22 protein-coding genes and 1 tRNA gene are annotated in these 26461 nt (G+C 54.7%); 17 read left to right on the top strand and 6 right to left on the bottom strand.

What is annotated here, in order from left to right; all coding sequences use genetic code 11:
• Nucleotides 1-21 precede the first annotated feature (21 nt).
• Nucleotides 22-450 carry a hypothetical protein gene (locus IE065_RS06640; RefSeq protein ID WP_189513146.1) on the top strand — a complete coding sequence of 143 codons (429 nt, stop codon included), beginning with the start codon at nt 22-24 and terminating at the stop codon, nt 448-450.
• 15 nt (nt 451-465) lie between these two features.
• On the opposite strand, the gene IE065_RS06635 is transcribed toward IE065_RS06640, so the two are convergent.
• Together IE065_RS06635 and IE065_RS06630 are read right to left on the bottom strand one after the other, a co-directional pair.
• Entirely contained in the window at nt 466-1824 is a 1359-nt protein-coding gene (locus IE065_RS06635) for a GH1 family beta-glucosidase (RefSeq protein WP_189513144.1), read from the bottom strand.
• Nucleotides 1825-1917: 93 nt separating this feature from the next.
• Nucleotides 1918-3120, bottom strand: coding sequence for an N-acetylmuramoyl-L-alanine amidase (locus IE065_RS06630; RefSeq protein ID WP_189513142.1), 1203 nt, complete (start codon nt 3118-3120; stop codon nt 1918-1920).
• A gap of 6 nt (nt 3121-3126) precedes the next feature.
• On the opposite strand from IE065_RS06630, the gene IE065_RS06625 reads away from it, so the two are divergent.
• The 3 genes from IE065_RS06625 to IE065_RS06615 all read left to right on the top strand — a co-directional run bounded on the left by IE065_RS06625 (nt 3127) and on the right by IE065_RS06615 (nt 5956).
• A complete protein-coding gene (locus tag IE065_RS06625) occupies nt 3127-3858 on the top strand; it encodes a uracil-DNA glycosylase family protein (protein WP_189513140.1) in 732 nt (243 codons plus the stop codon).
• Nucleotides 3859-4253: 395 nt separating this feature from the next.
• Entirely contained in the window at nt 4254-4859 is a 606-nt protein-coding gene (locus IE065_RS06620; RefSeq protein ID WP_189513138.1) for a hypothetical protein, read from the top strand.
• Between the two features lie 17 nt (nt 4860-4876).
• Nucleotides 4877-5956 carry a nitrilase-related carbon-nitrogen hydrolase gene (locus IE065_RS06615; protein WP_189513136.1) on the top strand — a complete coding sequence of 360 codons (1080 nt, stop codon included), beginning with the start codon at nt 4877-4879 and terminating at the stop codon, nt 5954-5956.
• A 221-nt stretch (nt 5957-6177) separates the two neighbouring features.
• Here IE065_RS06615 and IE065_RS06610 read toward each other — a convergent pair whose 3' ends face one another.
• Nucleotides 6178-6597, bottom strand: a complete 420-nt coding sequence (locus IE065_RS06610; RefSeq protein ID WP_200163320.1) for an RNA recognition motif domain-containing protein — start codon at nt 6595-6597, stop codon at nt 6178-6180.
• A gap of 264 nt (nt 6598-6861) precedes the next feature.
• Here IE065_RS06610 and IE065_RS06605 point away from each other — a divergent pair, with 264 nt between their 5' ends.
• From IE065_RS06605 to IE065_RS06590, 4 genes are all read left to right on the top strand, one after another.
• Nucleotides 6862-7509: a GOLPH3/VPS74 family protein gene (locus IE065_RS06605; RefSeq protein ID WP_189513134.1), complete on the top strand. Its 648-nt coding sequence runs from the start codon at nt 6862-6864 to the stop codon at nt 7507-7509.
• An 84-nt stretch (nt 7510-7593) separates the two neighbouring features.
• Nucleotides 7594-9036: a tRNA lysidine(34) synthetase TilS gene (gene tilS / locus IE065_RS06600; RefSeq protein ID WP_189513132.1), complete on the top strand. Its 1443-nt coding sequence runs from the start codon at nt 7594-7596 to the stop codon at nt 9034-9036.
• A 29-nt stretch (nt 9037-9065) separates the two neighbouring features.
• Nucleotides 9066-11183: an ATP-dependent zinc metalloprotease FtsH gene (ftsH, locus tag IE065_RS06595; protein ID WP_189513130.1), complete on the top strand. Its 2118-nt coding sequence runs from the start codon at nt 9066-9068 to the stop codon at nt 11181-11183.
• A 205-nt stretch (nt 11184-11388) separates the two neighbouring features.
• Nucleotides 11389-12144, top strand: coding sequence for a hypothetical protein (locus tag IE065_RS06590; protein ID WP_189513128.1), 756 nt, complete (start codon nt 11389-11391; stop codon nt 12142-12144).
• 110 nt (nt 12145-12254) lie between these two features.
• On the opposite strand, the gene carB is transcribed toward IE065_RS06590, so the two are convergent.
• Complete coding sequence (gene carB / locus IE065_RS06585; RefSeq protein ID WP_189513126.1) at nt 12255-15485, bottom strand: carbamoyl-phosphate synthase large subunit; 3231 nt, start codon at nt 15483-15485, stop codon at nt 12255-12257.
• Nucleotides 15486-15683: 198 nt separating this feature from the next.
• Here carB and IE065_RS06580 point away from each other — a divergent pair, with 198 nt between their 5' ends.
• The gene (locus IE065_RS06580) at nt 15684-16472 is read left to right on the top strand and encodes a cytochrome c oxidase assembly protein (protein ID WP_189513124.1); all 789 of its coding nucleotides are present in this window, start codon (nt 15684-15686) and stop codon (nt 16470-16472) included.
• A 159-nt stretch (nt 16473-16631) separates the two neighbouring features.
• Entirely contained in the window at nt 16632-17081 is a 450-nt protein-coding gene (locus IE065_RS06575) for a hypothetical protein (protein ID WP_189513122.1), read from the top strand.
• A gap of 84 nt (nt 17082-17165) precedes the next feature.
• Here IE065_RS06575 and IE065_RS06570 read toward each other — a convergent pair whose 3' ends face one another.
• Nucleotides 17166-17987 (bottom strand): mechanosensitive ion channel family protein, encoded by an 822-nt coding sequence (locus IE065_RS06570; RefSeq protein ID WP_189513120.1) that lies wholly within the window; start codon nt 17985-17987, stop codon nt 17166-17168.
• A gap of 298 nt (nt 17988-18285) precedes the next feature.
• Here IE065_RS06570 and IE065_RS06565 point away from each other — a divergent pair, with 298 nt between their 5' ends.
• The 7 genes from IE065_RS06565 (at nt 18286) to IE065_RS06535 (ending at nt 24816) form a co-directional block, all read left to right on the top strand.
• Nucleotides 18286-20232: a DUF294 nucleotidyltransferase-like domain-containing protein gene (locus tag IE065_RS06565; RefSeq protein ID WP_189513118.1), complete on the top strand. Its 1947-nt coding sequence runs from the start codon at nt 18286-18288 to the stop codon at nt 20230-20232.
• On the top strand, nt 20229-20969 hold the full coding sequence (locus tag IE065_RS06560) for a 3'-5' exonuclease (RefSeq protein ID WP_189513116.1): 741 nt from the start codon (nt 20229-20231) through the stop codon (nt 20967-20969). Before IE065_RS06565 ends, IE065_RS06560 begins: the two co-directional genes overlap by 4 nt.
• A 61-nt stretch (nt 20970-21030) precedes the next feature.
• A tRNA-Leu gene (locus IE065_RS06555) sits at nt 21031-21115 on the top strand.
• Nucleotides 21116-21170: 55 nt separating this feature from the next.
• Nucleotides 21171-21572, top strand: a complete 402-nt coding sequence (gene rnpA / locus IE065_RS17995) for a ribonuclease P protein component (protein ID WP_200163318.1) — start codon at nt 21171-21173, stop codon at nt 21570-21572.
• Nucleotides 21569-21823 (top strand): membrane protein insertion efficiency factor YidD, encoded by a 255-nt coding sequence (gene yidD, locus IE065_RS06545; RefSeq protein ID WP_229792067.1) that lies wholly within the window; start codon nt 21569-21571, stop codon nt 21821-21823. The genes rnpA and yidD overlap by 4 nt, the downstream gene beginning before the upstream one ends.
• Nucleotides 21824-22092: 269 nt before the next feature.
• Nucleotides 22093-24006, top strand: a complete 1914-nt coding sequence (gene yidC / locus IE065_RS06540; RefSeq protein ID WP_189513114.1) for a membrane protein insertase YidC — start codon at nt 22093-22095, stop codon at nt 24004-24006.
• Between the two features lie 66 nt (nt 24007-24072).
• A complete protein-coding gene (locus IE065_RS06535) occupies nt 24073-24816 on the top strand; it encodes a YebC/PmpR family DNA-binding transcriptional regulator (protein ID WP_189513112.1) in 744 nt (247 codons plus the stop codon).
• 104 nt (nt 24817-24920) lie between these two features.
• Here IE065_RS06535 and IE065_RS06530 read toward each other — a convergent pair whose 3' ends face one another.
• Nucleotides 24921-26372: a hypothetical protein gene (locus IE065_RS06530; protein WP_189513110.1), complete on the bottom strand. Its 1452-nt coding sequence runs from the start codon at nt 26370-26372 to the stop codon at nt 24921-24923.
• Nucleotides 26373-26461: the final 89 nt, after the last annotated feature.

Raw genomic sequence — 26461 nt, 5'->3', positions numbered from 1 at the left:
GCCCTCTTTCGAGTTACACGCATGGCGTTAACCACACAGAAACGCATCCAAGTCGAACACCTCCTGCTACAGCGGGAGGCGGCCTATGTGCGTGTGCATGAACTCGAGTCACAGATTAAAACGATATTCGGCGATACTTATCCGTTTCCCCCGCCACCCGAACCCGTGGTAACAGGGTCATCGCCCAAGGCACATCCGAAGAAAAAGCGGGCGGGCAAAACCGATAAAACGACGTTTCGGCTAAGGCCATTGACCAACGACGAAGCCGCTTATCGCATACGCTTTATTCAGGATAACGGCGTATTGGACGAGGTCCATGTGGACCGTAAATCCATCGAATCCGTGTTTCAGGCCACAACGGAAACGTCGATGATCTCATGGATTGAAACCATCGACGCTCAGGGAAAAATGCGCGAACGAATCTATCGTGCAAATGAAGAAACGGGCTGAGTTCACTCCCCCCCGTTAAACAATCGCGTTCTGCTTCATTACCTCAGTATACCAGTGCGCGCTCGCTTTGGGCGTGCGTTTCTGAGTGGCATAGTCGGTGTAAACAACGCCAAAGCGGCAGCGATAGCCATCTTCCCATTCGTAGTTGTCCATAAACGACCACAGGAAGTAGCCTTTGACGGGCACACCATCACGGATGCTGCGATGAAGCTCGCACAGATAATTGCGCACATAATCACGACGATGCAAGTCGAGCACTTCGCCATTTTCTTCAGGTTCATCAAAGTAACCAGCGCCGTTCTCCGTAATGTAAACAGCCTTCACCCCGTAGATCTCGGCTACGGAACGTGGCCCCCAGTAAAGAGCCTGCGGAGTATGACGCAACCACGCCGCATCTGCCGTAGGAAATGAGGGCGGATAGGGCAGCACTTCAGGCCGTCCCCGCTTGCCTGCACGCACGAACTGTCCGTTGTAGACATTCATCCCAAGGAAGTCTGTTGGGCGGCTGATGTGCTCCAAATCACCTGGCTCAAACACCGGCGCATCACTACCCGCCTCGCGAAGATATTCGGACGAATACTTGCCGCGATAGATCGGCTCAAGCACCCGAGCGTTAGCAGTCACAAAAGCCTGCTTTGCCGCCTCGATGTCCGCAGGGGTTTCGGTCAGCGGAATGTAAATTTCCGAGTTATCCGTCAACCCGACGCGGGCACCCTTTCCGCCAAACTCCCGTACCGCACGAATACCATGACCATGCGCAAGCAGGGCCGTGTGAAAAGTCTGATTAACCACTTGATCGGACAACTTGAGACCCGGAGCCTTCTGGCCGTTACCGTAACCAAGTCGGGTAAAACAAACAATTTCGTTGAGCGTAATCCAATTTTTCACGCGATCGCCATAGGCCTGCACAATCGTGTCGGCATAAGTCGCAAAGGCGTCAGCAGTGCGTCGATCACGCCAGCCGCCAAAGTCCGTTTCGAGCTGCTGCGGTAAGTCCCAGTGGAACATCGTGACCCAAGGCGTGATGCCCGCATCAATGCAGGCGTCGATTAGGCGATTGTAGAAGTCCACGCCCTTTTGATTGATCTCACCAGTACCATTGGGATAGATGCGAGGCCAAGAAATAGAGAGCCGGTAGTTCTTCGCGCCAAGCTTCGCCATCAAAGCGAAATCCTTTTTAAACAGCTTATAGTGATTGCAGGCGACGTCGAGGGTATCGCCATTGTGTACTTTACCTGGCTCGCGGGCAAATGTGTCCCATATAGACCAGCCCTTGCCGTCCGTGAAGGCCGCGCCCTCAATTTGAGCAGCGGCTGCAGCGTAACCCCAAATGAAATTTTTAGGAAATGTAAGTGGTTTCGTATTTATCGACATTGTGGCCGTATCTTGTGTGCTCACTCGGCCTTAGAACAACAACGAAATGCGCTAATGATCCGGACAGCCCCCCCCTAAGGCTCACAACCATTATTACTCGCCATAGAAGGTCGTTAACGCAACTGCGACCGCATCGGCATACTCATCGACTAAGCCTGCTGGCGACTTGGTAAAACGCCCATAGAATTCCTTGGTATTGGCCACGTAAGGCTCGAGGAATACCGTTGGGCAGGCATACAGGCGGTTAGCCATCAAGTTTCGCGCCCACAGATAAGGGTTCTCATTGATACGTATAGCGTTGTCTCCGGTGTAAACATAGGGAGGCAGTGGATTGACGGCGGCGAAGCTCTCAGACATTGCTGCGGCCAATCCGCGCTCTTCACGCCAAGACCCACTGAGGAGTTTCTCCAGCATGGCCAAGCGTTGGTCGTCATAGCTGATCTCATCTGCGCTGTAGGCCCCATTGATCAGAAAATGCGCGTGCCCGAAATCCGCCAATTCGACGCCCTCTGGCAAGGATGCGCCGTCCACATGGAGGCAAATAACAATGTCCGGCTGGATGGATTCATTGACCCGCTCGGCGCGAGCCTTGATCTCACTAACGCGGTAAAAAAGCAGCCGGGCGAGTGCATCAATACGCCGCTGAAGGTCCTTCACGTCGATCTCTAAGCCGGGTGTCAGCTCGCGTTCGGCGATGAGTTCAGCGGCAACTGGGCGGAGGCTCTCGGGCGTATCTGTGGTCACCGGGGCAGGTGTGTCGCGAACCAGCGTGACCACCGCGCCAAGGGCTTCCAGCCTAGGTTTCAAGCTTTGAGCGACCGCTAGCACGAAGTCTCCTTCGCGAAACAAAGGCCCATCGCCGACCTTCCAACTGCGGAACTCCATTACTGCAAAATCGCCGCCAATGTGGCCGGGATCGAGCGCGATTTTCAAGCCTGCCAGCGGCAGTTCAGCCTTGTCAGCGGCCCATTCGGTGCGGGTTCGCCAGTAGCGGCCCACGGGGGGAGGCGTCTCCTCAAAGGCACGGAATTTGAGCACGGCAGGGGCTTCATCGCCTGCGTCTCGCTTGATTAAGGCCTGACCGGGCTCGATCGTAATCCAGTCCTTAGCGGCGTCATCAGGGGCAAAATGGCTGTCGAGCAGCCAACGAAAATCACTGGCGGTGACTTGGGCTTGATATTCATCGAGCCGTGACCAGTCTGGGGCATCACCCATCGAGGTCAGCTTTGCTGCTGCCAGCAGGCTGCCCGTCCACAACATTCCTACCATCGCCAACATTCGCATGGCGATCAACATGTGACCATGACCATCGTCAAACAACTGGAAAATGCCGCGATCGCACTGCGCGATTCCGTCGACCAAATCACTTTTGAGGCCCCGGTAACGCACGTTTACAATCCCCTCAACTACGCCTGGAAGCCGCATAAACAGTATATTCAGCGCTTTGGGGCGACGAAAAAACGCGTTGTGTTGATGGGCATGAATCCCGGCCCTTTCGGCATGGCGCAGACCGGTGCCCCCTTTGGTGAAGTGGCCGCAGTGCGTGACTGGATGGGCATTGAGGCACCTGTGGGCAAGCCCCCAATCGAGCACCCCAAGCGGCCTGTAGACGGCTTTGCCTGTCCCAAAAGCGAGGTTAGCGGGCGCCGTTTGTGGGGGCTTATGATGGAGCGCTTTGGGGCGGCGGATGACTTTTTTGCCGAGCATTATGTGCTTAATTATTGCCCTTTGCTCTTCCTGGATGGGGCCGATGGCAAGTGCCGTAATCTGACCCCGGACAAGTTCAAGGCCGAGGCTACGAACGCGCTTTACGCCGCCTGTGATGCGCACCTACGCGCCGCCTTGGACGCCCTACAGCCCGCATGGTTAGTGGGTGTGGGTGGCTTTGCGGAGCAAAAGCTCAAGGACCTCAATTGGGACCAGCCGCACCAAGTCGGCAAGGTCCTCCACCCCAGTCCGGCCAGTCCAGCAGCCAATCGCGGGTGGGCCGAAGCTGCCACCAAGCAACTCCTTGCTCAAGGAATCTGGGAGTAGTTTTTGGTGCGAAGGGGGGGTAAACGCGGTTTTTTCTCCAAAAACGTCTTCCAGCCCAATTGTGGTCAGCGATTCCGTCGATTTAGCCGCGAATTCCTCGAAAACAAAACTGATACTTTTATGCTCTTTTTTGGGAAAAATGGGCCTAAAAATGGAAACTACAGCAAAGTTTGGCGATTCGTCATCCGCACAGACCGGGTTTTCGCAACCTTTTGGCTGCCTATTGTGGCGGCGGCAAAATACACTTTTCGGCGGCAAAGAATGAACCTGCCCCGGTGCCGTTTCATCCTGTTGGCGGTGGGGCAATGCTGTGCCCTGTTAGGGGGGCACGGCGCACTTGTGCTAATTGGAAGAAAAGATCGACGGGTCCTCGAACGGGTGCCAAATTGCGTCCCATGAACAAGCACTGGTTAATGGGAATGCTTAGCCTTAGTCTGCTCACTATTTTGGTGGGTTGCGTAACGACCAAGGGCCGCAACTTCAACTTCGCGCACGTCAATTCGCTTCAGCTTGGACAGACGACTAAGCAGCAGGCTCTCGAAATGTTCGGCGAGCCTAAGGTGGAAAAAGAAGTCACCAACGACTTCAACGATTTCACGCTATTCCAATACATTTTCGTCGAGATTAACAGCGCCCGCCCACAGGACTCCGGTGCCCGCTTAATGACTTTGGAGTTCGTCGACGAGAAGCTCAACGGCTACTACTATAGCGCGACTTACGAGGGCGATCTGGGCACACGTAATCTTGGCGGCCGCAAGCGCATCAACCGTCAGTCATCCGCCCACAACGACGTCATCCGCGAAATGGGCCAGCCCGATGGCAAGGCCTACTATACGACCACGCTGCAAATCTTTGACGAAGGCTCTGGCGAGGAAATCTGGATTTACAACCAGGACACCCGGAAGGAAGACAACTCCACAATTGCAGAAAAGACCCTCATCGGCTTTGACCGTGATGGCGTCGTCGACAACATTACCTCATCCAAAACGAAGGTAAATTAACGCCTGCACGCTCACTTATGCCCGATGTATCCAGTTTCCTCGTCAACGACGGCACGCCGAACCACGGACCAACCGTCGAGGCATCGTACCGCAAACTCCAAGTCCGCACGTCGATCTATGATGAGCTGCCCAAGCGTGGCGCAGGCATCCGATTGGCGATTTATCAGGCGCAAGGCGCGTGCGGCGACGATGCGACGGACGCCAACCTCCGCCGCCTCGAAATGGCCGTGGATAAGGCCAAGCAATATGGTGCGCAGTTGATCTCGTTTCCGGAGCTTTATTTACAGGGCTACACGCACAATCCCGAGACGGCACACGCGACCGCCGAGACCAGCGACGGACCGAGCATCACCCGTATCCGCGAGCTTGCCAAGGCCGCGAAGATGGGGATCGTCGTCTCCTACGGTGAACGCATCGACCGCCCGGATCGCGCGTATTATTACGACTCGATCGCCGTGATCGACGAACATGGCAAGCTACTTGACAGCTACCAGAAGTGCCACCTTTACGGCCAGCAGGAGCGCGACAATTGGGACGTTGGCGACAGCGATTACCCCGTCCACCGCATCCACGATTTCCCGGTTGGCGTGGTCAATTGCTACGAGTGCGAGTTCCCCGAGCTGATGCGCATTCTCGCGTTGAAAGGTGCCAAGCTCATTGCCGGCCCCACGGCGGCGGACACCTTTTACCGGCTGCCAGACGGCCGTATGAGCGCAGTCCCCTACCCCGACGTGGCCAAAGTGCAATTCCCCGCGCACGCCTACTCTAACAATCTGTTCTTCGCCTATGTGAATCGCTGCGGCTATGAGACGCGCGACGGCGATTCCTGGCATTATCGGGGCAACTCGATGGTCTGCTCGCCCCACGGCGAAATCCTCGTCGCCGCACACAATGAGCAGGATACGCTGCTGGTCGCGGACTGCGTCCCGGCCTACTATGGCCGCACCCACCCTGCCCCAGCCTATCACTATTTAAAGGATCGTCGCCCCGAGCTCTACACCCAGCTCCTGAGCAAAGAAGCTCAGTTCATCGATACATCGCACGGCCCCATTGTAGAGGACACCGACCTGTTCAGCGGCGAGTTCCGCTATGAGTGAGCCGCGATTTTGCCCAGGGCCGTCTTGAACGGAGCGGGCGGACGGGCTGATTGATGACCAAACACGGGAATTCTTGGTCAAGGCCCTGCAGAAATGTGTACGCAATTAACGCCGACCAGTGTGGCCGGCGTTATTCCTGAAATGATGGATTGGCGGATCAGCCTTTTAAACGGCTGTCCGCCTCGTAAACAGCTACTTGAGCTGGAGTAAGCCCAAGGGGATTAGTAAGGACGACGATCGCGACCGCCGCCACCGCCGCCACGACGATCACCGCCGCCGCCGAAGCCGCCGCGACCACCGCCGCCGCCGCCGCCGAAGCTACGACCGCCGCCGCCGCCGCCGCCGAAGCTGCGACCGCCGCCACCGCCGCCACCGAAGTCGCGACGAGGAGGTCGTTCTTCACGCGGACGCGCGATGTTGACCTTTGCAGGCCGGCCGCCGATGTCTACTCCATTTACGGCCTCCACTGCTGCGTTTGCTTCGTCTTCATTCGTCATGGTGACGAATGCGAAGCCCTTGGAACGACCGGTTTCGCGGTCGATGATGACTTTAGCTGACGTAACTTCGCCGTGTGGGCCAAAAAGGCTCATCAGCTCTTCGTCAGATAGATCGTAGGGAATGTTCCCAACGTATATGTCCACTGTCTTAATTCTTTTCTTGTTCAGCGCCGGAGGATAACGAACTGGATTCCGGCGCCCCGAACCAAGTTCACTGCGGGCTAAACGCCCAGTCTTAACTGAAAAGCCGCCCCCGAAGATGTTGGTCCGGACGCTTTTTCTCAGTAAAAACAGGGCATGTATGAGATATTTAATGACAACAGGCAAGTAAGAACTGCATTATTCATTTAGTATCGATGAAATGGATTTTGTCTTTCCGCGCTGCCCGAAAACCGCTTCACTGCCTCCATGACATTTGCCGAGCAGTTAATCATCCTCGCCCTGGACCCCAAAACGGGGAAATTTCACGCCCTTCCGCGCAAGTCGCTGGAGATTGGCTTGGCTGGTGCCTTCCTTCTGGAGCTGACTTTCCGCAATGTCATCGATTCTGACGCAAACAGCATCATCATTCTTAAGGAACAGTACCCGCAACGGCCGCTGCTCAACTCCGCGCTCCAAGTCGTGCGCGAAGGGGACAAAGAAATCCCATTTCGCAAAGCGATTGGACGCCTCGCCCTACAAGGCAAGCTATTGGTTAGTAAAACCTTAGAGCATTTGGTAGACGAAGAAGTGCTGGACCGTAAGGATAAGATATTCTTCATCCGCCGCGACTCCCCCATCTATCCACAGGCTGACGATCGCCTCCGCCAAGACGTGGTTAAACAGATCCGCGACCTCGTTTTGGACCCGGAAGCCATCCCCGCGCCTGAAGAAGCCGCTTTACTCGCTCTGGTCTTGGCCTGCCGGCTCCAGCGTAAGATTTTCACCGAAGAAGAGCGTGATGAGTTTGAAAGCCGCTTCCAACAACTAGCTGGCATGGACCTCGTTGGCATCGCCATTGTGGACGCCGTTCGGGCAGCCCGGGACAAGGAATTGCTCGATTTGGCAGCCGACTAAGCACCACCCGCTGGCAAGCCAGCTTGTTAAATTTTCGCCAAACCACTGCGAAGCGTCACTTTTTGCGGCGCGCATCCTGTATTCGTGTATAGTTTGAAGATCGTGCCCGATTGGTATCAACAGGCCCAGCGGCTAGCGGAACACTGGCAAACAGAATCCCTGCACCCCGCTACCACCCACGTGCTCAATCAATTCGCTGTGAGCTGGGGCGTTGCCTGCTCGGGTGGGGCAGACTCCCTCGCCCTGCTACTGCTTCTGTGGGCTCGCTACCCCAAGCGCCGTAGCCAATTGCGTGTCTTGCACTTTAATCACGGAGTACGTGGAGAAGCGGCGGCAGCCGATGCTGAATTCGTGCGCGAAGTTGCCCAAGCATTGGGCTTAGCGTTTCACGCCGGCCAAGCTGCCCCACCCGCGCCCGACGCCAACGTTGGCGAAAATGAACTCCGCAACGCCCGTCTGAATTTTTTTGCCGAATCCGGCTGCTCGTTCATCTGTCTGGGCCAGCACGCCAACGACATTGCCGAAACCCTGCTCATGCGCATCTGCCGTGGGTCCGGGACGGAGGGCCTCGCCGCGCCACGGCCCGTTAGCCAACCAACCAGCAAGAGCCCCGTCCACATTCGGCCCATGCTGAACTGGCCCCGTGCTCTCATCGAGGAAGGCCTCCGCACAATCGGCATTGAGTGGCGGGAGGACGCGACCAACCACTCAACCAACTTTTTCCGCAACCGCGTGCGGCATCAGGTTTGGCCAGTGCTGAGCGCAGCCAGCCCCGGCACTGCCTTAGCCGGTACGACCCGCACTCGACAACTTCTGGAAGAAGATGCCGAAGCACTCGACCTTTGGCTGGAAACCGTTTTCCCCGCCGATACCCAAGAAGACACACTCAGCTCCCTCACACTACGCGGGAAACCACGCGCCCTTTGGCGCCGGGCCCTCCTGCGCTGGCTGGCTCGACAGGATTTACTCCAAAATTTGTCCGCCAATGGATTGGATGACCTGCTGGATAACTGGATCGAGCTGGCCCCGCTCCGCTTCAGCATTGGGCACGCGCGTTTTCTCGTCGCCGACGACCGGGGCGTGATCAAATTAATCGTCGACCACCGCGCGCCCAGTTGGACGCCCCACACCTTGACCTTAGACAGCGCCTTGGCCTTGCCAGCCCGCCGTTGGCTCCAGCTCCGCACTGCTAAACTTAACCCAACGCTCCGGACAGCCATTCGCGCAGGAAATTTTCCGGAGACCGAAAGCGTCTACCTAGGCGGCGCAGTCGCCGAAGCCATGCAACTACAAGTCCGTCTCTGGCAACCCGGTGATCGTTACCGACCGCTCGGCTGTCCCGGCTCGCGCAAACTGCAGGATTGTTTTACCGACCGCAAAATCCCCGAAAGGGAACGAAAACGGCTTCCAGTGGTCTGTGATGGCGGCGGGGACATACTTTGGGTCCCTGGATTGCCACCCAGCGAGTCCTGCCGGGTAGGTTCTGAATGCAAATCGGCTCTGTGGTTGACTTACCGAGCATTCTAACGGATGATTAACTTTCTTTTTACCTAATAATGAGCGATAAAGACGACAACCGCGACGACGCGACAAAAAATCCGCCACCAGGATCATTTCATCCAAAAATGATCATCATCTGGCTGGTGGTCATTTCAGCGATCGTGATGCTTTGGAAGCTGTCACCCGGCCAACCGACAGGTTCCGAGAACCTGACCGTGACCGAGTTGATGAAAAAAGCAGATTCTGGCGAGTTGGCAGAGCTGTATTTAAAGTCTGACCCCAGCGGCGGCCCGCAGTGGTATGCCATGTGGGGTAAGCTGAAAAACCCTGACTATAAGGCACCAGAGCCAACCAAAGCAGACGCCGAAGCGAAAAGCGAGTCGACGTCAACCTCTTCCAAGGTCGATAAAATCCCACAACAGACAGATAATCCTGAGCTCCTTCCATTTACGTGTGCTGGTCGTCTGACGGATGAGTCCTACGACCAACTGACCCGGCCAGACGCACCTTATAAAGTTTTCCCGAAGCCAGCGAGCACGGTGATGATGGAAATCCTCGTCAACCTGCTACCCTTCCTGATCATCATTGGCCTGATTTACTTCCTGTTTGTGCGCCAGCTCAAGATGGCCGGCAAGGGTGCAATGTCCTTCGGCAAGAGCCGCGCCAAGCTGCTTACCCGCGACAAGGACCGTTTCCTCTTCAAGGACGTGGCTGGTTGTGATGAGGCCAAGGAAGAAGTTGCCGAAGTGGTGGACTTCCTCCGCGATCCCAAGAAATTCCAGAAGATCGGTGGTAAAGTGCCCAAGGGCGTGCTGATGGTTGGCCCTCCCGGCACTGGTAAAACGCTTCTTGCTAAGGCAGTTGCTGGCGAAGCAGACGTGCCTTTCTTTTCCATTAGCGGCTCGGATTTCGTGGAAATGTTTGTTGGCGTAGGCGCTGCCCGTGTCCGCGACATGTTTGAGCAAGGCCGCAAAAACGCCCCTTGTATTGTCTTTATTGACGAAATCGACGCCGTTGGTCGCCAACGTGGTGCCGGTCTCGGTGGTGGCAACGACGAGCGCGAACAAACGCTCAACTCGCTGCTGGTTGAGATGGATGGCTTTGACGGCCACGAAGGCGTCATCATCATCGCGGCAACAAACCGCCCCGACGTGCTCGACAAGGCGCTCCTTCGCCCTGGCCGTTTCGACCGCCAAGTGTTGATCGACCTGCCCGACCTCCGTGGCCGCGAAGAAATCCTCAAGGTTCACGCCAAGAAGATTAAGATGAGCCGCGATGTTGACATGACCCGCGTCGCCCGCAGCACCGCTGGTTTTTCAGGTGCCGACCTTGCCAACCTGCTTAATGAAGGTGCCTTGGTGGCTGCCCGTCGTGATAAGTCTGAAGTCGACTCTGCTGACATCGAAGAGGCGCGCGACAAAATTGCCTACGGCCGCGAGCGCCGCAAGGTCATGGATGAGGCGGACAAGCGCTCAATCGCATTCCACGAAGCAGGGCACGCCCTCGTGCAAGCCGTCCTCAAGGACAAAAATGTCGAGCTGCACAAGGTAACCATTCTTCCGCGTGGTCGCGCACTCGGTATGGCAATGTACACGCCGATCAAGGAAATCCTTGGGCATTCCAAAAACGATTTGCTCAATATGATTTGCTCTGCCATGGCGGGCCGTATTGGGGAAGAACTCGAAACCGGCGACTTCTCCAACGGTGCCTCCAGTGACATCAAGCAGGCGACGCAAATTGCCCGCCAAATGGTCTGTGACTGGGGCATGAGCGACATCGGCCCGGTGGCTCTCGGCGACAACCAAGACCATATTTTCTTGGCCAAAGAAATTACCCGGAACCAGAATTATTCCGAAGAAACCGCGCGCAAGATCGACTACGAAATTCAGAAGATCCTGAACACGCAATACAAGCGCGCTGCGCAGATCGTCGAGGAATACCGCAAACAGTTGGAAACGATCGGTGAAGCTCTGCTGGAATTCGAGACCATCGAAGGCAAGCACGTTCATGAGATTCTAAAATTCGGGGAAATCCGCTCACCCGTCATTAACAACATCTCCCCGCCCAGCGAAGAACCTGCCGAGGAAAAACCTCCGGTCAAGGGTAAGAAGGCAGAGGAAGATGACGATAATGACGGCCTGCCCGGGGCTGCGCCAGCTGGCATCCCTGCGTAAACATCACCCAACAATTCTTTTGCCGAAAACACGGCGTAGTTGCCTGCCAACTACGCCGTTGTTGTGCCCAGAGACAGGGTTTAACCGACGCTCGGCTTACTCTTGACCCAGCTAATGACTGAATCAGCGAGTCAATCAATCCACCCCTTTTTTGTACCCGCCTCTGGCCTTGCTAAACGTACGCGCCTACGCTTACCTTTGATAAATGAAATCCTGCTTGGCTCTGCTGGGGCTATTACCATTCGTCGTCTCTCTGAACGCTCAAATCGAGAAATACTTCCCGATTGAAAAGGGAGTCGTCTGGAATTACCAGATTGAGAAAACGCGGCGCTTCGTCCTGCTCGAAGGCGAACAGGTCGACGAAATCAGCGGGACATCATCCGAGACTATCGTGGATAATATCTACCCGGAGTTCACGACGGAAGGTGCCTTGATTCTTCAACAGAATGTGTCCCAAAAGAGCAAGATGTCTGGCGGCGAATCTCACGACAGCCTGAACATTCTCTTTTCGGAAAAAGGCCAAACCGTTTTAAATTATGGCCAGCTTCCAGACGGTGTACCCTTTAACAAAGACGCGCTGTATTCTGACCCCTCCGTATTGATTGACTTCAACAAGGTCAAAGCGGGTGAGCCTTTCCAATCAACCATGTCCATGAAAGGCATGAAGATCAGCACCACCAGTTCGGATTATGAATACGTCACCCTCGACACCGCATTGGGCAAGCTGGAAAATGTGCTGCGCTACAAGGTTACGGGCACCATTACAGGCGTGATCAACAGCGGCTCGCAGACCCTCAACATTCAAGACGGTAAGATCAAGGAAACCAACTGGCTGGCACCTGGCATTGGCACGGTCAAGCAAGAGCAACACATGGAGATGGCCTTAACGATTGGCGGCAAGCCCATCATCACATCGATCGAGGACAAGACCAAGGTCATCACCTCCATGGAGCGCGAATAGCGCTGCCATTGGGAGGCAGAACTTTCAAGTAACCCGACAACATCCTGGCAGGGCTGTGCACTGCCAGGACTTGAACGACGAATATTTAACTACTCCGCCAAGGGCGTGAGCTAAAGCTCTTGGGCGAATTCTTGCAGCGAACGGACTGAGAGCGGAACTTCCTTCAGAGCCTTAATGCCGTTGAGGGCACCTTCGGCGAAGCTGAGCGTCGTCATGATACAAACTTTGCGCAGCACGGCCTCTTCGCGAATCTGATTTTCGTCGAGACGCGGAGTCTGGCCACTGGGCGTGTTGATGATCAGGCTCATCTGATTGTTCTTGAGCATGTCAATCACATTGGGGCGGGCACCCTCACTCAGCTTGAACAAGCGCTTCACGGGGAGGCCTGCTTCTTCGAGCACTTTCGCGGTGCCCGATGTCGAATGCAATTTGAAACCGAGGGCCACGAGTTCTTTAGCCAACTCAATCGCACGAGGCTTATCCTTGTCGCGAACAGAGAGGAACACGTTGCCTTCGGTTGGCAATGCAGGCTGCGCGGCCATTTGGCTCTTGGCAATCGCCAAGCCGAGATTGTGGTCCAGCCCCATGACTTCTCCAGTGGAGCGCATTTCCGGCGACAGCGTAATTGGGGCGCCGGGGAAACGGATGAACGGGAACACCGACTCCTTGACTGCCCAGAAATGAGGCACGATTTCCTCGGTAAAACCAATGTCCGTCAACTTCTCACCCGCCATTACGCGCGCAGCATATTTTGCCAGCGGCTTGCCGATTGCCTTGGAAATAAAGGGTGCCGTGCGCGAGGCGCGCGGGTTGACCTCAAGGATGTACAGCTCGTCGTCCTTAATCGCGTATTGGACGTTCATCAGGCCGATGACTTCCAGCTCGCGAGCCAAGGCGAAGGTCGCGGTGCGGACGGTGTCCAGCATCTCCTTGGAGAGCGTATGAGGCGGCATGACCATGGCGGCGTCACCACTGTGCACGCCAGCGTATTCAATGTGCTCCAACATGCCACCGATGACAACGGTTTCGCCGTCACTGATGGCGTCCACGTCCAGCTCAATCGCATCTTCGAGGAACTTATCGATGAGGACGGGATGACCCGGCGCAGCGTCAAAGGCTTCGCGGATGACGCGCTTGAGCTCGTCGGTGTCATACACGATGAACATGCCGCGACCGCCAAGGACGAAGCTCGGACGAAGGAGAATCGGGAAACCAATCTCGCCAGCCAACTCGTAAGCCTGCTCAGGCGCGAGGGCGGTCGCATTGCGCGGTTGCTTCAGGCCGACACGGTCCAAAATTTGCTTAAAACGCTCGCGATCTTCGGCGGCGTCAATCATCTCCGGCGAGGTGCCGATGATGTTCACGCCATTTTCCTTGAGCTGCGTCGCGAGATTAAGCGGCGTCTGCCCCCCGAACTGCACGATGGCAGCCATGCAACCTTCCTGATGATAGACCTCAAGCACGTCTTCCAGCGTCAGCGGCTCGAAGAACAGGCGGTCGGAGGTATCATAGTCCGTGGAGACGGTTTCCGGGTTGGAATTAATCATGACGGTCTCGTAGCCGGCTTCGCGCAGGGCGTAGCTGGCATGGACGCAGCAGTAGTCAAACTCGATCCCCTGCCCGATCCGATTCGGCCCGCCGCCGATGATCATTACCTTTTTGGTGTCAGACTTAACGATCTCATTTTCGAGGCCGTAGGTGGAATAATAATAAGGGGTGTAAGCCTCGAACTCCGCCGCACAGGTATCAACCAGGCGATAGACCGTCTTAACGTCCCAATCCTCACGGAGCTTTTTGACGTTGCGAATCTTGGTATTGAGGATGTGGGCGAGCTGCACGTCGCTAAAGCCGCTTTCCTTGGCCTTACGGAGCAGCTCAGGAGTCATCCCGGAGAGCTTGGCGACGAATAGTGCGTTCTCAATATCCACGATTTCGCGGAGCTGATGCAGGAACCACGGGTCGATCTTGGTGAAGTTGAAAATCTCCTCCATCGAGAAGCCCGCGAGCATGGCGTAGCGAATGTAGAACACGCGCTCCATGGTAGGCTTGGCCAGACCAGCGCGGATCTCGATGTCGCTCGGCAGATCTCCGATACCGTATTTGCCGCCGCCGCCAAAGCCGCGCGAGCCGATTTCCAATGAGCGGAGGGCCTTCTGGAAGCTTTCCTTGAATGTGCGGCCAATGGCCATCGCCTCACCGACTGACTTCATGGAAGACGTCAGCGTTTGGTCAGCACCAACGAACTTCTCGAAGGCGAAACGCGGCATTTTGGTGACCACGTAGTCAATGGTAGGCTCGAAGCTGGCCGGAGTTTCCCGCGTAATGTCATTGCGCAGCTCATCCATTGAATAGCCGACCGCGAGCTTGGCGGCGATTTTGGCGATGGGGAAGCCCGTGGCCTTGGACGCCAGCGCCGAGGAACGCGACACGCGGGGATTCATCTCGATAACGATCATCCGGCCATTCTCGGGATTGATGGCGAACTGGATATTCGAGCCACCCGTTTCCACGCCAATGGCGCGGATGACTGCGAACGACGCGTCACGCATGAGCTGGTATTCCTTGTCGGAAAGGGTCATCGCCGGGGCGACGGTAATGGAATCCCCCGTGTGGACGCCCATCGGGTCAAAGTTTTCAATGGAGCAAATGACGACGCACTGGTCCTTGTGGTCACGCATGACTTCCATCTCGAATTCCTTCCAGCCAAGAAGGCACTCTTCGATCAGGACTTCGGTGACGGGGGATGCATCGAGGCCATAGGCGACCATGCGGTCGAATTCCTCACGATTATAGGCAATGCCACCGCCAGTACCACCCAGAGTAAAGCTAGGGCGGATAATGAGCGGGAATGCACCAATCTCCGATGCTGCGGTACGCGCTTCTTCCAGTGTTTCAACCGTCTGGCTCTGGGGAATATCCAAGCCGATATCGAGCATGATCTGGCGGAACAACTTGCGGTTTTCGCCGCGGTTGATGGCCTCTTCTTTGGCACCGATCAGCTCGACACCGTATTTCTCTAGGATGCCCAGCTTAGCCAACTGGAGCGAAAGGTTGAGCCCAGTCTGGCCTCCAAGAGTCGGCAGCAGTGCATCGGGCTTTTCGCGCTCGATAATCTTCTCCAGAATTTGTGGCGTCAGCGGCTCAACATAGGTCGCATCGGCAAAGTCTGGATCGGTCATGATCGTGGCCGGATTGGAGTTTACCAGCACAACACGGTAGCCCTCCTCTCTCAGAGCTTTGCAGGCTTGAGCACCAGAGTAGTCAAATTCACAGGCCTGGCCAATTACAATGGGGCCGGAGCCAATGATCAGGATGGTTTTTAAGTCGGTACGCTTAGGCATGGTCGGGTTCTAAAATTCAAAAAATTTCGCGGAGTGTTGGCGCTGATGCCGAAAGATTAAAGATTAAAAAATGAAAGATTAAAGCATGTGCTTTGCAGATGGATTAAGTCAATGGAGTCTGAGGCGTATATTATCTAGATCGAATACCATCACGCCAAAGTTTGACGTTCCATGAAAAAGGCGTGAGATTCCGCTTTTATGCCCATTCCGCTGCATTGGCACACGGAGCCCTTTCTGCTCCTGCTCATTATTGGCGCTGGCTGGCTTTATGCCCTAGCGACGGGGCCGTGGCGTGACCGTATTGCACCGGGTGAGCGATTCCCCATGCGGCAATCCATCTGGTTTTACCTCGGTCTGGGCGCTGGCTACCTGACGGTGGGCTCGCCGCTCGACCAATGGGGCGAGAGCTTTCTGTTTTCCGCCCACATGGTGCAGCACATGCTGTTGATCTATCTCGTGCCACCTCTGCTGATCCGGGGGTTGCCGACGTGGCTGGCGGACTGGCTGCTCGCCCCGGCGATCATCCGCAAGCCGATCAAGGTGCTCGTTAACCCCTTCACCGCGTGGCTAACGTTTACGTTTCTCTATACTTTGTGGCACATCCCGTCGCTCTACGAGCTGGCCTTGCAGCAAAAAGACGTCCACGTGCTGGAGCACTGGTGCATGTTCATCCCCGCACTGATGATGTGGTGGCCGATAATCAGCCCCTCGACCCGCGTACCACCGATTGGCTACGGGCCGCGCATGCTGTATTTGTTTTTGCTGATGATCGGGCAACTACCCGTATTTGGGTTCCTGACTTTGTCTGAAACGGTGCTCTACCCGACGTACGAATGGGCTCCGCGGGTGATCGATCTCGATCCGCTGCAAGATCAGATTTTGGGCGGACTGATCATGAAAGTGGTCAACATGGGTGTCTCCCTGAGTCTGCTGGCGTGGTGCTTTTATGCCTGGCATAGACAAGACACCGCCGAGGCCGAGGCTTAGTCAACCGAAGTTGGACATCACATTAATGGGAACCGGTCACAATCACACGTGTCAACCTACCCATGCTCCGACGATGCTGCTACTCGCAACCGAAGGAATAACCCGGTATGATTTTTCTTTTCGACTGGGTGACTATTTATTACGATCTGTGCGTACCCAATGGCTGATCATGTTTCTTCCTTCCCTCTCCCACTGAAGCTGGCCACACTGGCCATTGTCATCGTGCTTGGCGGCAGCTACATTTGGCACGAACAAGCCCAGAGCCAGCGGGATAAAGCTAAAACAGCCACCTCCCAGCTGAGTGATATCTCAATCAGTAACAGCGAAAGCATCCGACTGGTTGGCAACCCCGACCTCGTCGAATCGGACGTTCTGGAGTATTATCATTCGGAGAAGCCTGTCGATACGCCCACCAAGTCCCTTACGCCATCATCTGAGTTGGTAAATGCAATCCATGACTATCAAGCAACGGTCACATCGAGTTCAAACCCATCGACTGGCTTCACTGATTCGGAAGAGCTGAAAGGCTTTTTCTCCTCCGCAGATGCGCTTCATCAGCTCTCAGAAACCAGTGAAAAGGAAAAAGCCCCAGAAAAAAAGTCGCCATAATCCTGACTGACTGGCGTAAGTTGGCCAAAAAAAGCGGCTCCGTTTCCGGAACCGCTGATTGAAAGTAAAAGAATGGCCAACGCCTTAGGCGGGCTTTTTCTCTGTCGTGAGCATGTGGACGTCGCGCTGCGGATAAGGGATCGAGATGCCTTCCTCGTCCAGACGAAGCTTGATCGACTCTTGGAGACGGAAAAAGACAACCCAGTAATCACCGGTATTGACCCATGGACGGACCGCGAAGTTGACCGAGCTATCGGCCATTTCAAGCAGACCAATGGTAGGCTCAGGCTCAGCGAGTGTTCCAGGGTCGCTGGCAACGATGTCCGTAAGCACTTCCTTCACCTTGCGGATGTCGTCATCGTAGCTGACGCCCACCACGAGGTCCAAACGACGCGTTTCCATCGCCGAATAGTTCGTAATCGGGCCGCCAAGGATTTGGCCGTTAGGCACAATGATAACCTTGTTGTCTCCGGTGCGCATCTTTGTGTCGAAGATTTTGATTTCTAGCACGATACCGGCCACACCACCTGCTTCGATAAAGTCACCAACTCGGAAATGGCGGAACAAGACCAGCATGAAACCAGCAGCAAAGTTGGCCAGCGAGCCCTGAAGAGCTAAGCCAATGGCCAAGGTGCTGGCACCCAAAACAGCGATTAAGCTCGTGGTTTCAATGCCCAGTTCGTCACCTGCCATCAGGATAACGATGACCATTAAAATGGCATAGAGAACATTGCTCAGGAAACTGACGATTGTCGCGTCAACTTTCCTAGCCTCCAAGGTTTTACGGGCAATGGTCGTCGCCAATTTAGCGACAAACTTGCCAACAAAAAAAGTAAGGAGCGCCCAAAGAACGTTAAAGGCGTATCCCTGTAGGATGATGAAGATATCTTGAGTTTCAGTTTCCATAGCAATCCGTGGTTATCGGTTTAAATGCACCAACATATAGTCATTTATGCAATTGGCACCAAAAAAAACTGCCGTCAGCAGCGGGAAACCCCCTAATTAATCCCTATCGTACCTTGTTCAGAATAAACGTTGAAAGCGCCTGAAAAGGTTCGAATAGACTGCGCAAATAGTCCTGTATCCAATGCACTGCTGTGATTATGTTTTAATTCGATTTACAAACGTTCATCACGTAAGTTTCATCAATTCTCTTAGGATACATTCGCGCCCAAAGCTCTGACGCACCGCCCCTTTCCAACGCATGAAAACATCCAGCATTTCACTCCGAGTCGCGGATTTCCTGAAAGGACACCCACCCTTTGACATGATTGCTGTGGACGATCTTCTGAGACTGGCAGGCACTGGACGGGTAAAATTTCACGAAGGCGGAGAAATCGTCTACACCGAAGGGGAAGAGCGCGGGCGCTACGCCTTCGTTATCCAAAAGGGCACCGTGAACCTCTTCCGCCGCTCAGTTCGTGGCGAAGACCTCATCGATGTGCGCGTGGAAGGCGATTTGCTGGGCTTCCTCTTTGACTCGCCTGACACCCCCTATCGCTGCACCGTTAAAACGGCTGGAGACACCATTATCTACGCGATTCCCCAGAATCTGCTGCGCGAAGTCGGCGAAAAATACGAAGAAGTTGGTGATTACTTCCGCGAATACTTTGGCGAAGGCTTTAAGCCACGACGCAACACCTCCTCCACGCCAGATAATGCGCGAGGCATTGACGAACGCCCAGCCCACTGGCTCCAGAAGTCCGGCCCAGTCAATGAGCGCGCTTCCAACCGACTGCTCACCTTCCGGCTAGACGAGCCCATCCACATCGTGGCCAAGCGGCTCGCCCCTGGCCTACAAGAAGCGATTGTTGCAGTAGACAATCAAATGCGCCCGTTGGGTATCATTACTGAATCCGACCTGTCAGCCCGCGTCGCCACTGGTGCCGTGCCCGTTGACGCCGCTGCCAGCGCGATCACCACCACCTCACTCATTACAGTGCGCCCTGGAATGAGCGCCGGGCAGCTCATCCTGGAAATGCTCCACCACCGCCTCCATCACCTCATCGTGACGGAGGATGGCACGACAAATACGCCCGTGGTAGGCATTATCAGCGACCGCTCCATCCAAATGCTCCACGGGAGCATCCCTACTTTTCTAGCCAAAGAAATATCCGTAGCCGAAAACGCCCACTCGCTGGCCATTTTGCGCGACCGCGCCGACGAACTGCTCTTGCACTATATCGAAGGTGATGCCCAAGTTTACTGGCTGGCGGATTTCATTGCCGAAGTCGATGGTGCCGTTTTGGAACAAGCCGTACGCCTCTCGCGCAAAAAACTACTGGCCGAAGGCATGATCGAACCCAAGGCCAAATGGTGCTGGCTGGCCATGCACAGTGAGGGCCGCAAAGAACGTCTGCTCCGCTCCCCTCAGCGCAGCGCTATGGTCTACGATGAATTGCCCGCCGGAGCGGAAGGCGATGATGCAGAAATCTGGTTCGCCCGCTTGGCGACCGAGATCACCGCCATGCTCGCCCCGTGTGGTTTCTCGCTCGATCCCAATGGCCGCATGGCCACCAACCCACAATGGCGCGGAACGCTCAGCGTCTGGAAAGAGCGCTATCATCAGTGGATTGCCTACCCAGTCGAAAATAACATTTTAGCGCTAACGCCCTACTTTGACGCCCGATGCGTTTATGGCGACTCCAGCTTGCTTGATGAACTGCGCACCCACATTCAGGCCTGCATTCATGATAATCCCAATTTCATGCCGTTGCTGGCAAATGATGCCCTGGACAACCTTCCCCCGATCACGATCTTCCGTGACTCGGTGATGGACCAATCCGGCACCCTCTGGAGCAGCATCGACACCAAACTCCACGCCCTACTGCCCTTGGTCGACACGGCCCGCGTCTTTGCGCTCAAGCTGAATCTCGAAGACTCCACCTTTACCCCACTACGTTTTAAGCGCGTTGGCCGTCACCTGATCGAACACCGTGAGCTCTTTGAGGAAGCCGCCGAAGCGTTCAGCCACGCCATCCGCCTGCAAACCCGTATGGGCCTACGCCGGGGAGACGACGGACAATATGTGAAACCCGATGAACTACCCCGCGGCGAAGTGCAGCGCTGCAAAGCTATCTTTAAAACCGTGGTTCGCCTGATGGAATTCGCCACGGAATACTTTCACCTCGAAGGGAAGACACTTTCATGAGCCTGTTCGGAGACGAAGACGAAATCCAAGGCTATCGCGAAGCCTTCACCACAACCTGGACCGACGATTCCCTCGTCAGCCGAGTCCGCTTTGTGTCGCTTGATTGCGAAACCACCGGGCTGAACCCCCAAAAAGACTCCATCATCACCATCGGTGCCGTCGCCGTGGAAGATGGTCAGATCATTATTGAGGACCAATACGAGGCCCTGCTCAAAATCGCTTACAACACCTCCTCGGTCGTCATCCACGGCATCACTGCCGAAGAAGCGGCCGAAAACGGGTTGGACGAAGCCGAGGCACTGATTGGATTACTCAAATACCTGGGAGACGGCGTCATCGTTGGGCACCATATTGGTTTTGACGTGGAAGTTATCCGCCAGGCTTGCCTGCGTCGCTTCGGCCTGGATTTCCACAACCGCTGGCTCGATACCATGGACCTCACCCTCCACTTGGAGCGTGATGGCATGTTCGATGCCGGAGAAACCAATGTCCCCTTCAAGCGAACAATGGACGCCTCCGCCGATTTCGCTCGTTCGCGGGATTTCTCCCTCGATGGCCTCTGCCGTCGTTTTGGTGTGGACCCGCATGACCGGCATACTGCCGCCGGAGACGCCTTTATCACCGCACAAATCTTCATTAAGCTGCTCCGCATTGCGAAGCGAGCGGGCCGCACAACGCTAGCCCAGATCAGCCAGCCATACGTAGACGAGCCAGATTCGCCGAAAATTCAGCCTTAATACGTGCGAAGCCCGTATTGACAAACTCGTTTCAACGACTAAAACACTTCTCTTTCTGACTGCTCGGGTGGCGGAATTGGCAGACGCGCTGGGTTTAGGTTCCAGTGTCTTAGGACGTGCAGGTTCGACCCCTGTCCCGAGTACCAGCTTTCATTTAAAGAAGGCTGACGCATTTGATGCGGCTACCGCCAATTCTTTCCAATGACCTCCCCTGCAGATAATCAGGACTTCCGGCTTCGCCCGTGGCAACGTATGCGCAAACGGCGAGAATTTGACCGTGAACGTGGAATTGGCCTTCGCTATGAGTGCCCAGCCTTCCTGTGCCGCGTGCTACCGCCAATGGACCCGCTCGCACGCCCCTGTCGCCGCTTGGGCGTCATTGCGTCCCGCCGAGTGGGTGGCGCAGTCCAGCGCAATCGCTCCAAACGCTTACTACGAGAGGCCTTCCGCCTAAACCAAACCCATTTACCGGCCCACTGCGATGTCCTCTTTGTCGCACGTAAAGAGCTACTCACCCAGACTTTGCCCGAACTGGAAGTACGTGTGCGGGACGCTGCCGCGCGTGCAGTGAAACGCTGGGCCAAGCAAGAAGCCTCCCCGTGACCCCCCCCCCTGCCAGCCTGCCAGCCCGGTTCGCCGCCGCACTCATCCGGCTTTACCAATTGACCCTTTCCCCACTGAAACGCCTCTTGTTCGGCCCAACGGGTGGATGTCGTTTTTCGCCCACTTGCTCTGAATACGCACGAATCGTCCTTCTGCGTCACGGCTTTATAAAAGGTAGTTGGCTCGCAACAAAACGCATCCTCAAGTGTGGCCCTTGGCACCCCGGTGGCCACGACCCTGCCCCCGAGTAGCTGCCAAACCCAATTATTTATCGGCAGAGGCACAAAGCTCACAACCGTCTGTCTGTAGAATAAATTTCATCTTTTCAGCGATTAAATCTACCTTCCAGACACCACTCATCATGGCCCTGTGGCTCTGCGCCTGCAAGAGAGCCAGTTACTTTCACCACCCAAATGCCCGCTCTACGGCAAAAACGGCACAAAAATAAGCATTGAAGCTAGGCAGGAAAGCGTTTCCCTAGTCCGTTTTCACCAGCGCCGGTTTTCCGGCGCATTTTCTCATGGATAAAAAGAACACCATTTTCGGAGTACTGCTCATAGGGGCGGCAATCTTCCTGATGAGCCAGGACATGCGCACGAAGCAGCGCGCGGCCGAGGAACAACGCAAGCAACTGACGCAAACCGAGCAGGTCAAGGAAGCTGTATCCAACCCTGAAGCATTGCCGACGTCTGTTGCTGAGGCGACTGGTGGCGAAACACGCAGCGTCTTTGCCGCCGCAGATCTCCCCGAGCCAGCCATTGTGGCAGCTCCAGAATCCGATCTGCCCGAGCAAACCTACGACTTGGCCAATGAGCACATTCGTGTGACCTTTACCAGCAAGGGCGGCGCGATCAAGCACGTGGCCTTTACCGACACGATGCCCGACGGCCGGTTGAAATACCCCGCCACCCTCAACAGCGAGGAGCCTTACATTTTTGGTGCTGGCTCTGAAAAGCCAGCCTTGGCCATCAGCATGAACCTCGATAGTGATGGCGTACCCGACGAGTTTGCGCCCGACTTCACCGTCACCAAAATCGATAAAGTAGCTGGTGTCATCCAGTTTGCCTATCAAGATGCCAGTGGCGGCGCGATCGTCCGTAATTACGTGCTGACCAAGGAAGGCGGAGAGCAAGACCCCTACGTCATCCAGCACGACACGCATTTCATTAATAAGAGCGACAAACCCCTCCCGCTGGAAGCGATGTTCCTCAACGTCGGCTCGGCGCCTCCGACCAAGGGCGATGTCCGCAAAGAATTCCTGAACTTCGGTTATTACGCGGCTGGCGACGCCGAGTTCATCAAGATGTCCAAGTTCACTGGCTCCAAAGGCTTTATGGGCATGGGTGCCAGCCCGGAACGCGACGCCTTCTACGAAGGTATGGACAATGCTGGCGGAGAAATCGTCTGGGTTTCTATTAAGAACCAGTTTTTCACTTCGGTGCTCACCCCAACCGACGCCCTTGGATCGGGCATCTTCGCCAAACCGATCGACTTAGGTGAAAGCATTGAAGACCCAGACCTGCAAATGGGCATGACCGGTGCCATGGAATTCGATCTGGGCAGCGTTCCAGTCGGCGAGCAAAAATCGATCCGCGCCTCTTATTACGTTGGCCCCAAGGAATATTTTCGCCTCAACACACTGGGCCAAAACCAAGACGAGATCATGCAGTTCGGCTTCTTCGGCGGCATCAGCAAGATCCTGCTCTGGGCGCTGGTAGGCATCCACGGCATACTTGTCCACGTCGCACCGACTTGGGGCTGGGGCTTTTCGATCATCCTGCTGACCTGTTTCATCAAGGCACTCCTGTGGCCGCTCACGCAAGTGCAGGTAAAGTCTGCCAAGGCCATGGGCAAAATCCAAGCCCCGATGAAGGAGCTACAGGAGAAATACAAAGACAACCCAACCAAGCTCCAGCAGGAGACCATGAAGCTCTTCAAGGAGAACAAGGTCAATCCAGCCGCTGGCTGTCTGCCCATTGTCCTCCAAATCCCGATCTTTTTCGCACTGTTCTACATGCTGCGGACTTCGTCGGACCTGCGTTTTTCGCCGTTCTTGTGGATCAAGGACCTATCCGTGCCGGACACCCTGCCCTTCATGCCGGACTGGTTCCACCTGATGCCGCTGCTCATGGGCGCAGCCATGGTTGTCCAAATGCGGATGACCCCTACTCCGACCACGGACAACATGCAACGGAAGATCTTCCAGTTCATGCCGCTGATCTTCCTGGCCTTCTGTTATAAGTTTCCTTCCGGCCTCGTCCTTTACTGGACCGTCCAGAACTGTATTTCCATCCTCCAGCAATGGCTGACCAACCGCAAGCGCGACGACGCCCCCAAAGACGGCGTCATCGACGTAACTCCCGCCAAGGAACCTGCTAAAAAGAAGGCAGCGAACGCCAACTCTCCGAAAAAAGGCGGTAAGAAGAAGCGCTAAAATCTTTTTTCATTGAAAGTCGCACGCTAAAGTTATCAGAGAAAACCAGAAAACCCCGTAGATACCATGTCCGGACATTCCAAATGGGCCACCATCAAGCGCCACAAAGCGGCCATCGACGCCAAACGTGGCAAAATCTTTAGTGTCATCTCCAAGGAGCTGACCATTGCTGCGCGCGACGGCGGCGGCGACCCGTTGTTTAACCCGCGCCTGCGCATGGTCATGCAAAAGGCCAAGGCTTCCAACATGCCAGCCGATAATGTGGACCGCGCCATCAAGAAGGGCACCGGCGAGCTGCCCGGTGTGGTTTATGAGGAATTGGTCTACGAAGGCTACGGCCCAGGCGGCGTCGGCATCATGGTCGAAGTCACCACGGACAACAAGAACCGCTCAGCCTCGGAAGTACGCAGCACCTTCACCAAGTGTGGTGGTAACCTTGCCGGACCCGGTGCACTCGCGTTCAATTTCCAGCGCAAGGGCCAGTTTATCATCGATTCAGAAAAAACCGACGAAGAAACGTTGATGGACGTCGCAATCGAAGCTGGTGCCGAAGACATCCTCAATGAAGGCGACCACTTCGAAGTCGTTTGCGAAATCACCGAATTCGACTCCGTCTCTTCTGCTCTCAACGAAAAGAACATCGAGCCGGATAGCTCCGAGCTGGCCTATATTCCCAACACCCTCGTCACCGTCACCGATCCCGATGTCGTCAAGCAGGTCCTCCGCCTCACCGAAACCCTCGACGACCTCGAAGATGTCAAGGCAGTCTGGTCCAATTATGACATTGACGACGCCTTAATGCAGGCCTAGAAATGTATAAAAATTCATTATTCCACGGAATAAACGTCTTTATGGCGTGTCATATAATTACTATGTTTAACGACGAAGAAGACTTCTAAGCTGGGTCACCAGCCTTAAATACGCTGGCCGAATTTTTTTGTGTATTCGGACCTAAGACCTTGAATCAATGCTACGTTTATTTGCCAACGTACGTTTTGATGGTTGACTCGTGGACAATTAGAGTGAGCCATTGAAATCATTTCAGATGCAAGGGCCTTCAATCGATCCCATTCGTACGAGTGTTGAGTCGAACCAAACTCTTTCTCACTGAACCGGATAGAGTAACGCGCGAGCGTAATAATTCGCTGAAAAGTTGGTTTTTCTCGAACGAATACCTCAAGCTTTGTTAAGTCATCCAATATAGGGACCGTTCGACACTTAACATCAGGAAAATCCTTATTTTCCGAGGGGAAAATAGAGCAGTAAAACAAGTAATTATTAAGTATAGCCTTATAGGATTCACGTGCAGTTTTCTCAAAATCATTAATCTTTTCCTTTAATTCGTTCTTCACAACATCACTCATTTTCTCTTGATCGGTTACATCCCCTAGCCCACTCCCTTTACTATTCGATATTAGATTAGCAATACAGCTGATTTCCTCCCACCTATTCAAAGATTCGGCACATAGCTCCACCGCTCGTCGACAAGCGATAATATTGCTAGCATCACCCAAATGGCGGGGTAAAAGGTATTGATGCTCTCGCCCTGGCATCAAAAGCAATTCAGGATTCAAATTCCAGCCTTGGTGCGCCCATATAATGGCTCGAGTTCCAGCCCCATAAGCCTTACTATACTCAAGCGATTCCAACGTAATCGTGTAAGCGCTGATATGAACCTCAGTGACCGCCACAGATACCCGCTCATTGATCATTTCCTTAAACTTGAGCGAACGAAACCACTGATTTAAAGCAATGACTGCCCCAACGCCCGTTACAAATACCCCCACAAAAGTTACAATGAGAACGATGACCCCTAAAAAATCCGAAAGTGTGATTTTTAAATCAAACATTTTGATGGTTGGTTCTTCAACCGACCGTTGCGTCATAGCCGCCAAAAGCGCTTGAAGCCTAGCCAAATCAGCGTTAATATGCATCAGTGATGGAGTTAATTTTCCGTTAGCTTCTCGATCTGATTGGCTTTGACTGAGCAAGTCATCCAGCGAACGGCTGAGGCTATAAAGCTGAAAATTCAGTGCCTCAAATTGGGTCTCCGACATTTTCCTACCTTGACCTCCGTCAATCCTCATCGCTGTCACTTCATCTTTCAGTTCCTCGAAGTGTTGAATCAATGCGCCCGAGGACTCCATGCCCATCGATTTCTGCTCATCTATCAGAAGCTCCAATGAAGCCAGGAACTCATAAACATCCGATTGAAAACTTACCCTATTCTCGTAGTTGGTGATGCTAGATTGATACGGCATCGATGGAAAAGATGATCCTACAGAATCTTTCGTTCCGCTACATCCGAGTAAATAAACGGATATGCAGCTAACAATAAAAGCCTTTAGCATGGTAAGAGCAGTCATAGACAGGTTTTCACTCAAATCCACCACATGGTCAATTCGTATCCCGAGCAATTGGTTATTATCAAAATAAAAACTCTAATAGCGGACGA

The organism is Cerasicoccus arenae, assembly GCF_014651635.1.
GTDB classification, from domain to species: Bacteria; Verrucomicrobiota; Verrucomicrobiia; order Opitutales; family Cerasicoccaceae; genus Cerasicoccus; species Cerasicoccus arenae.
This window is presented reverse-complemented; position numbering and strand designations above follow the sequence as displayed.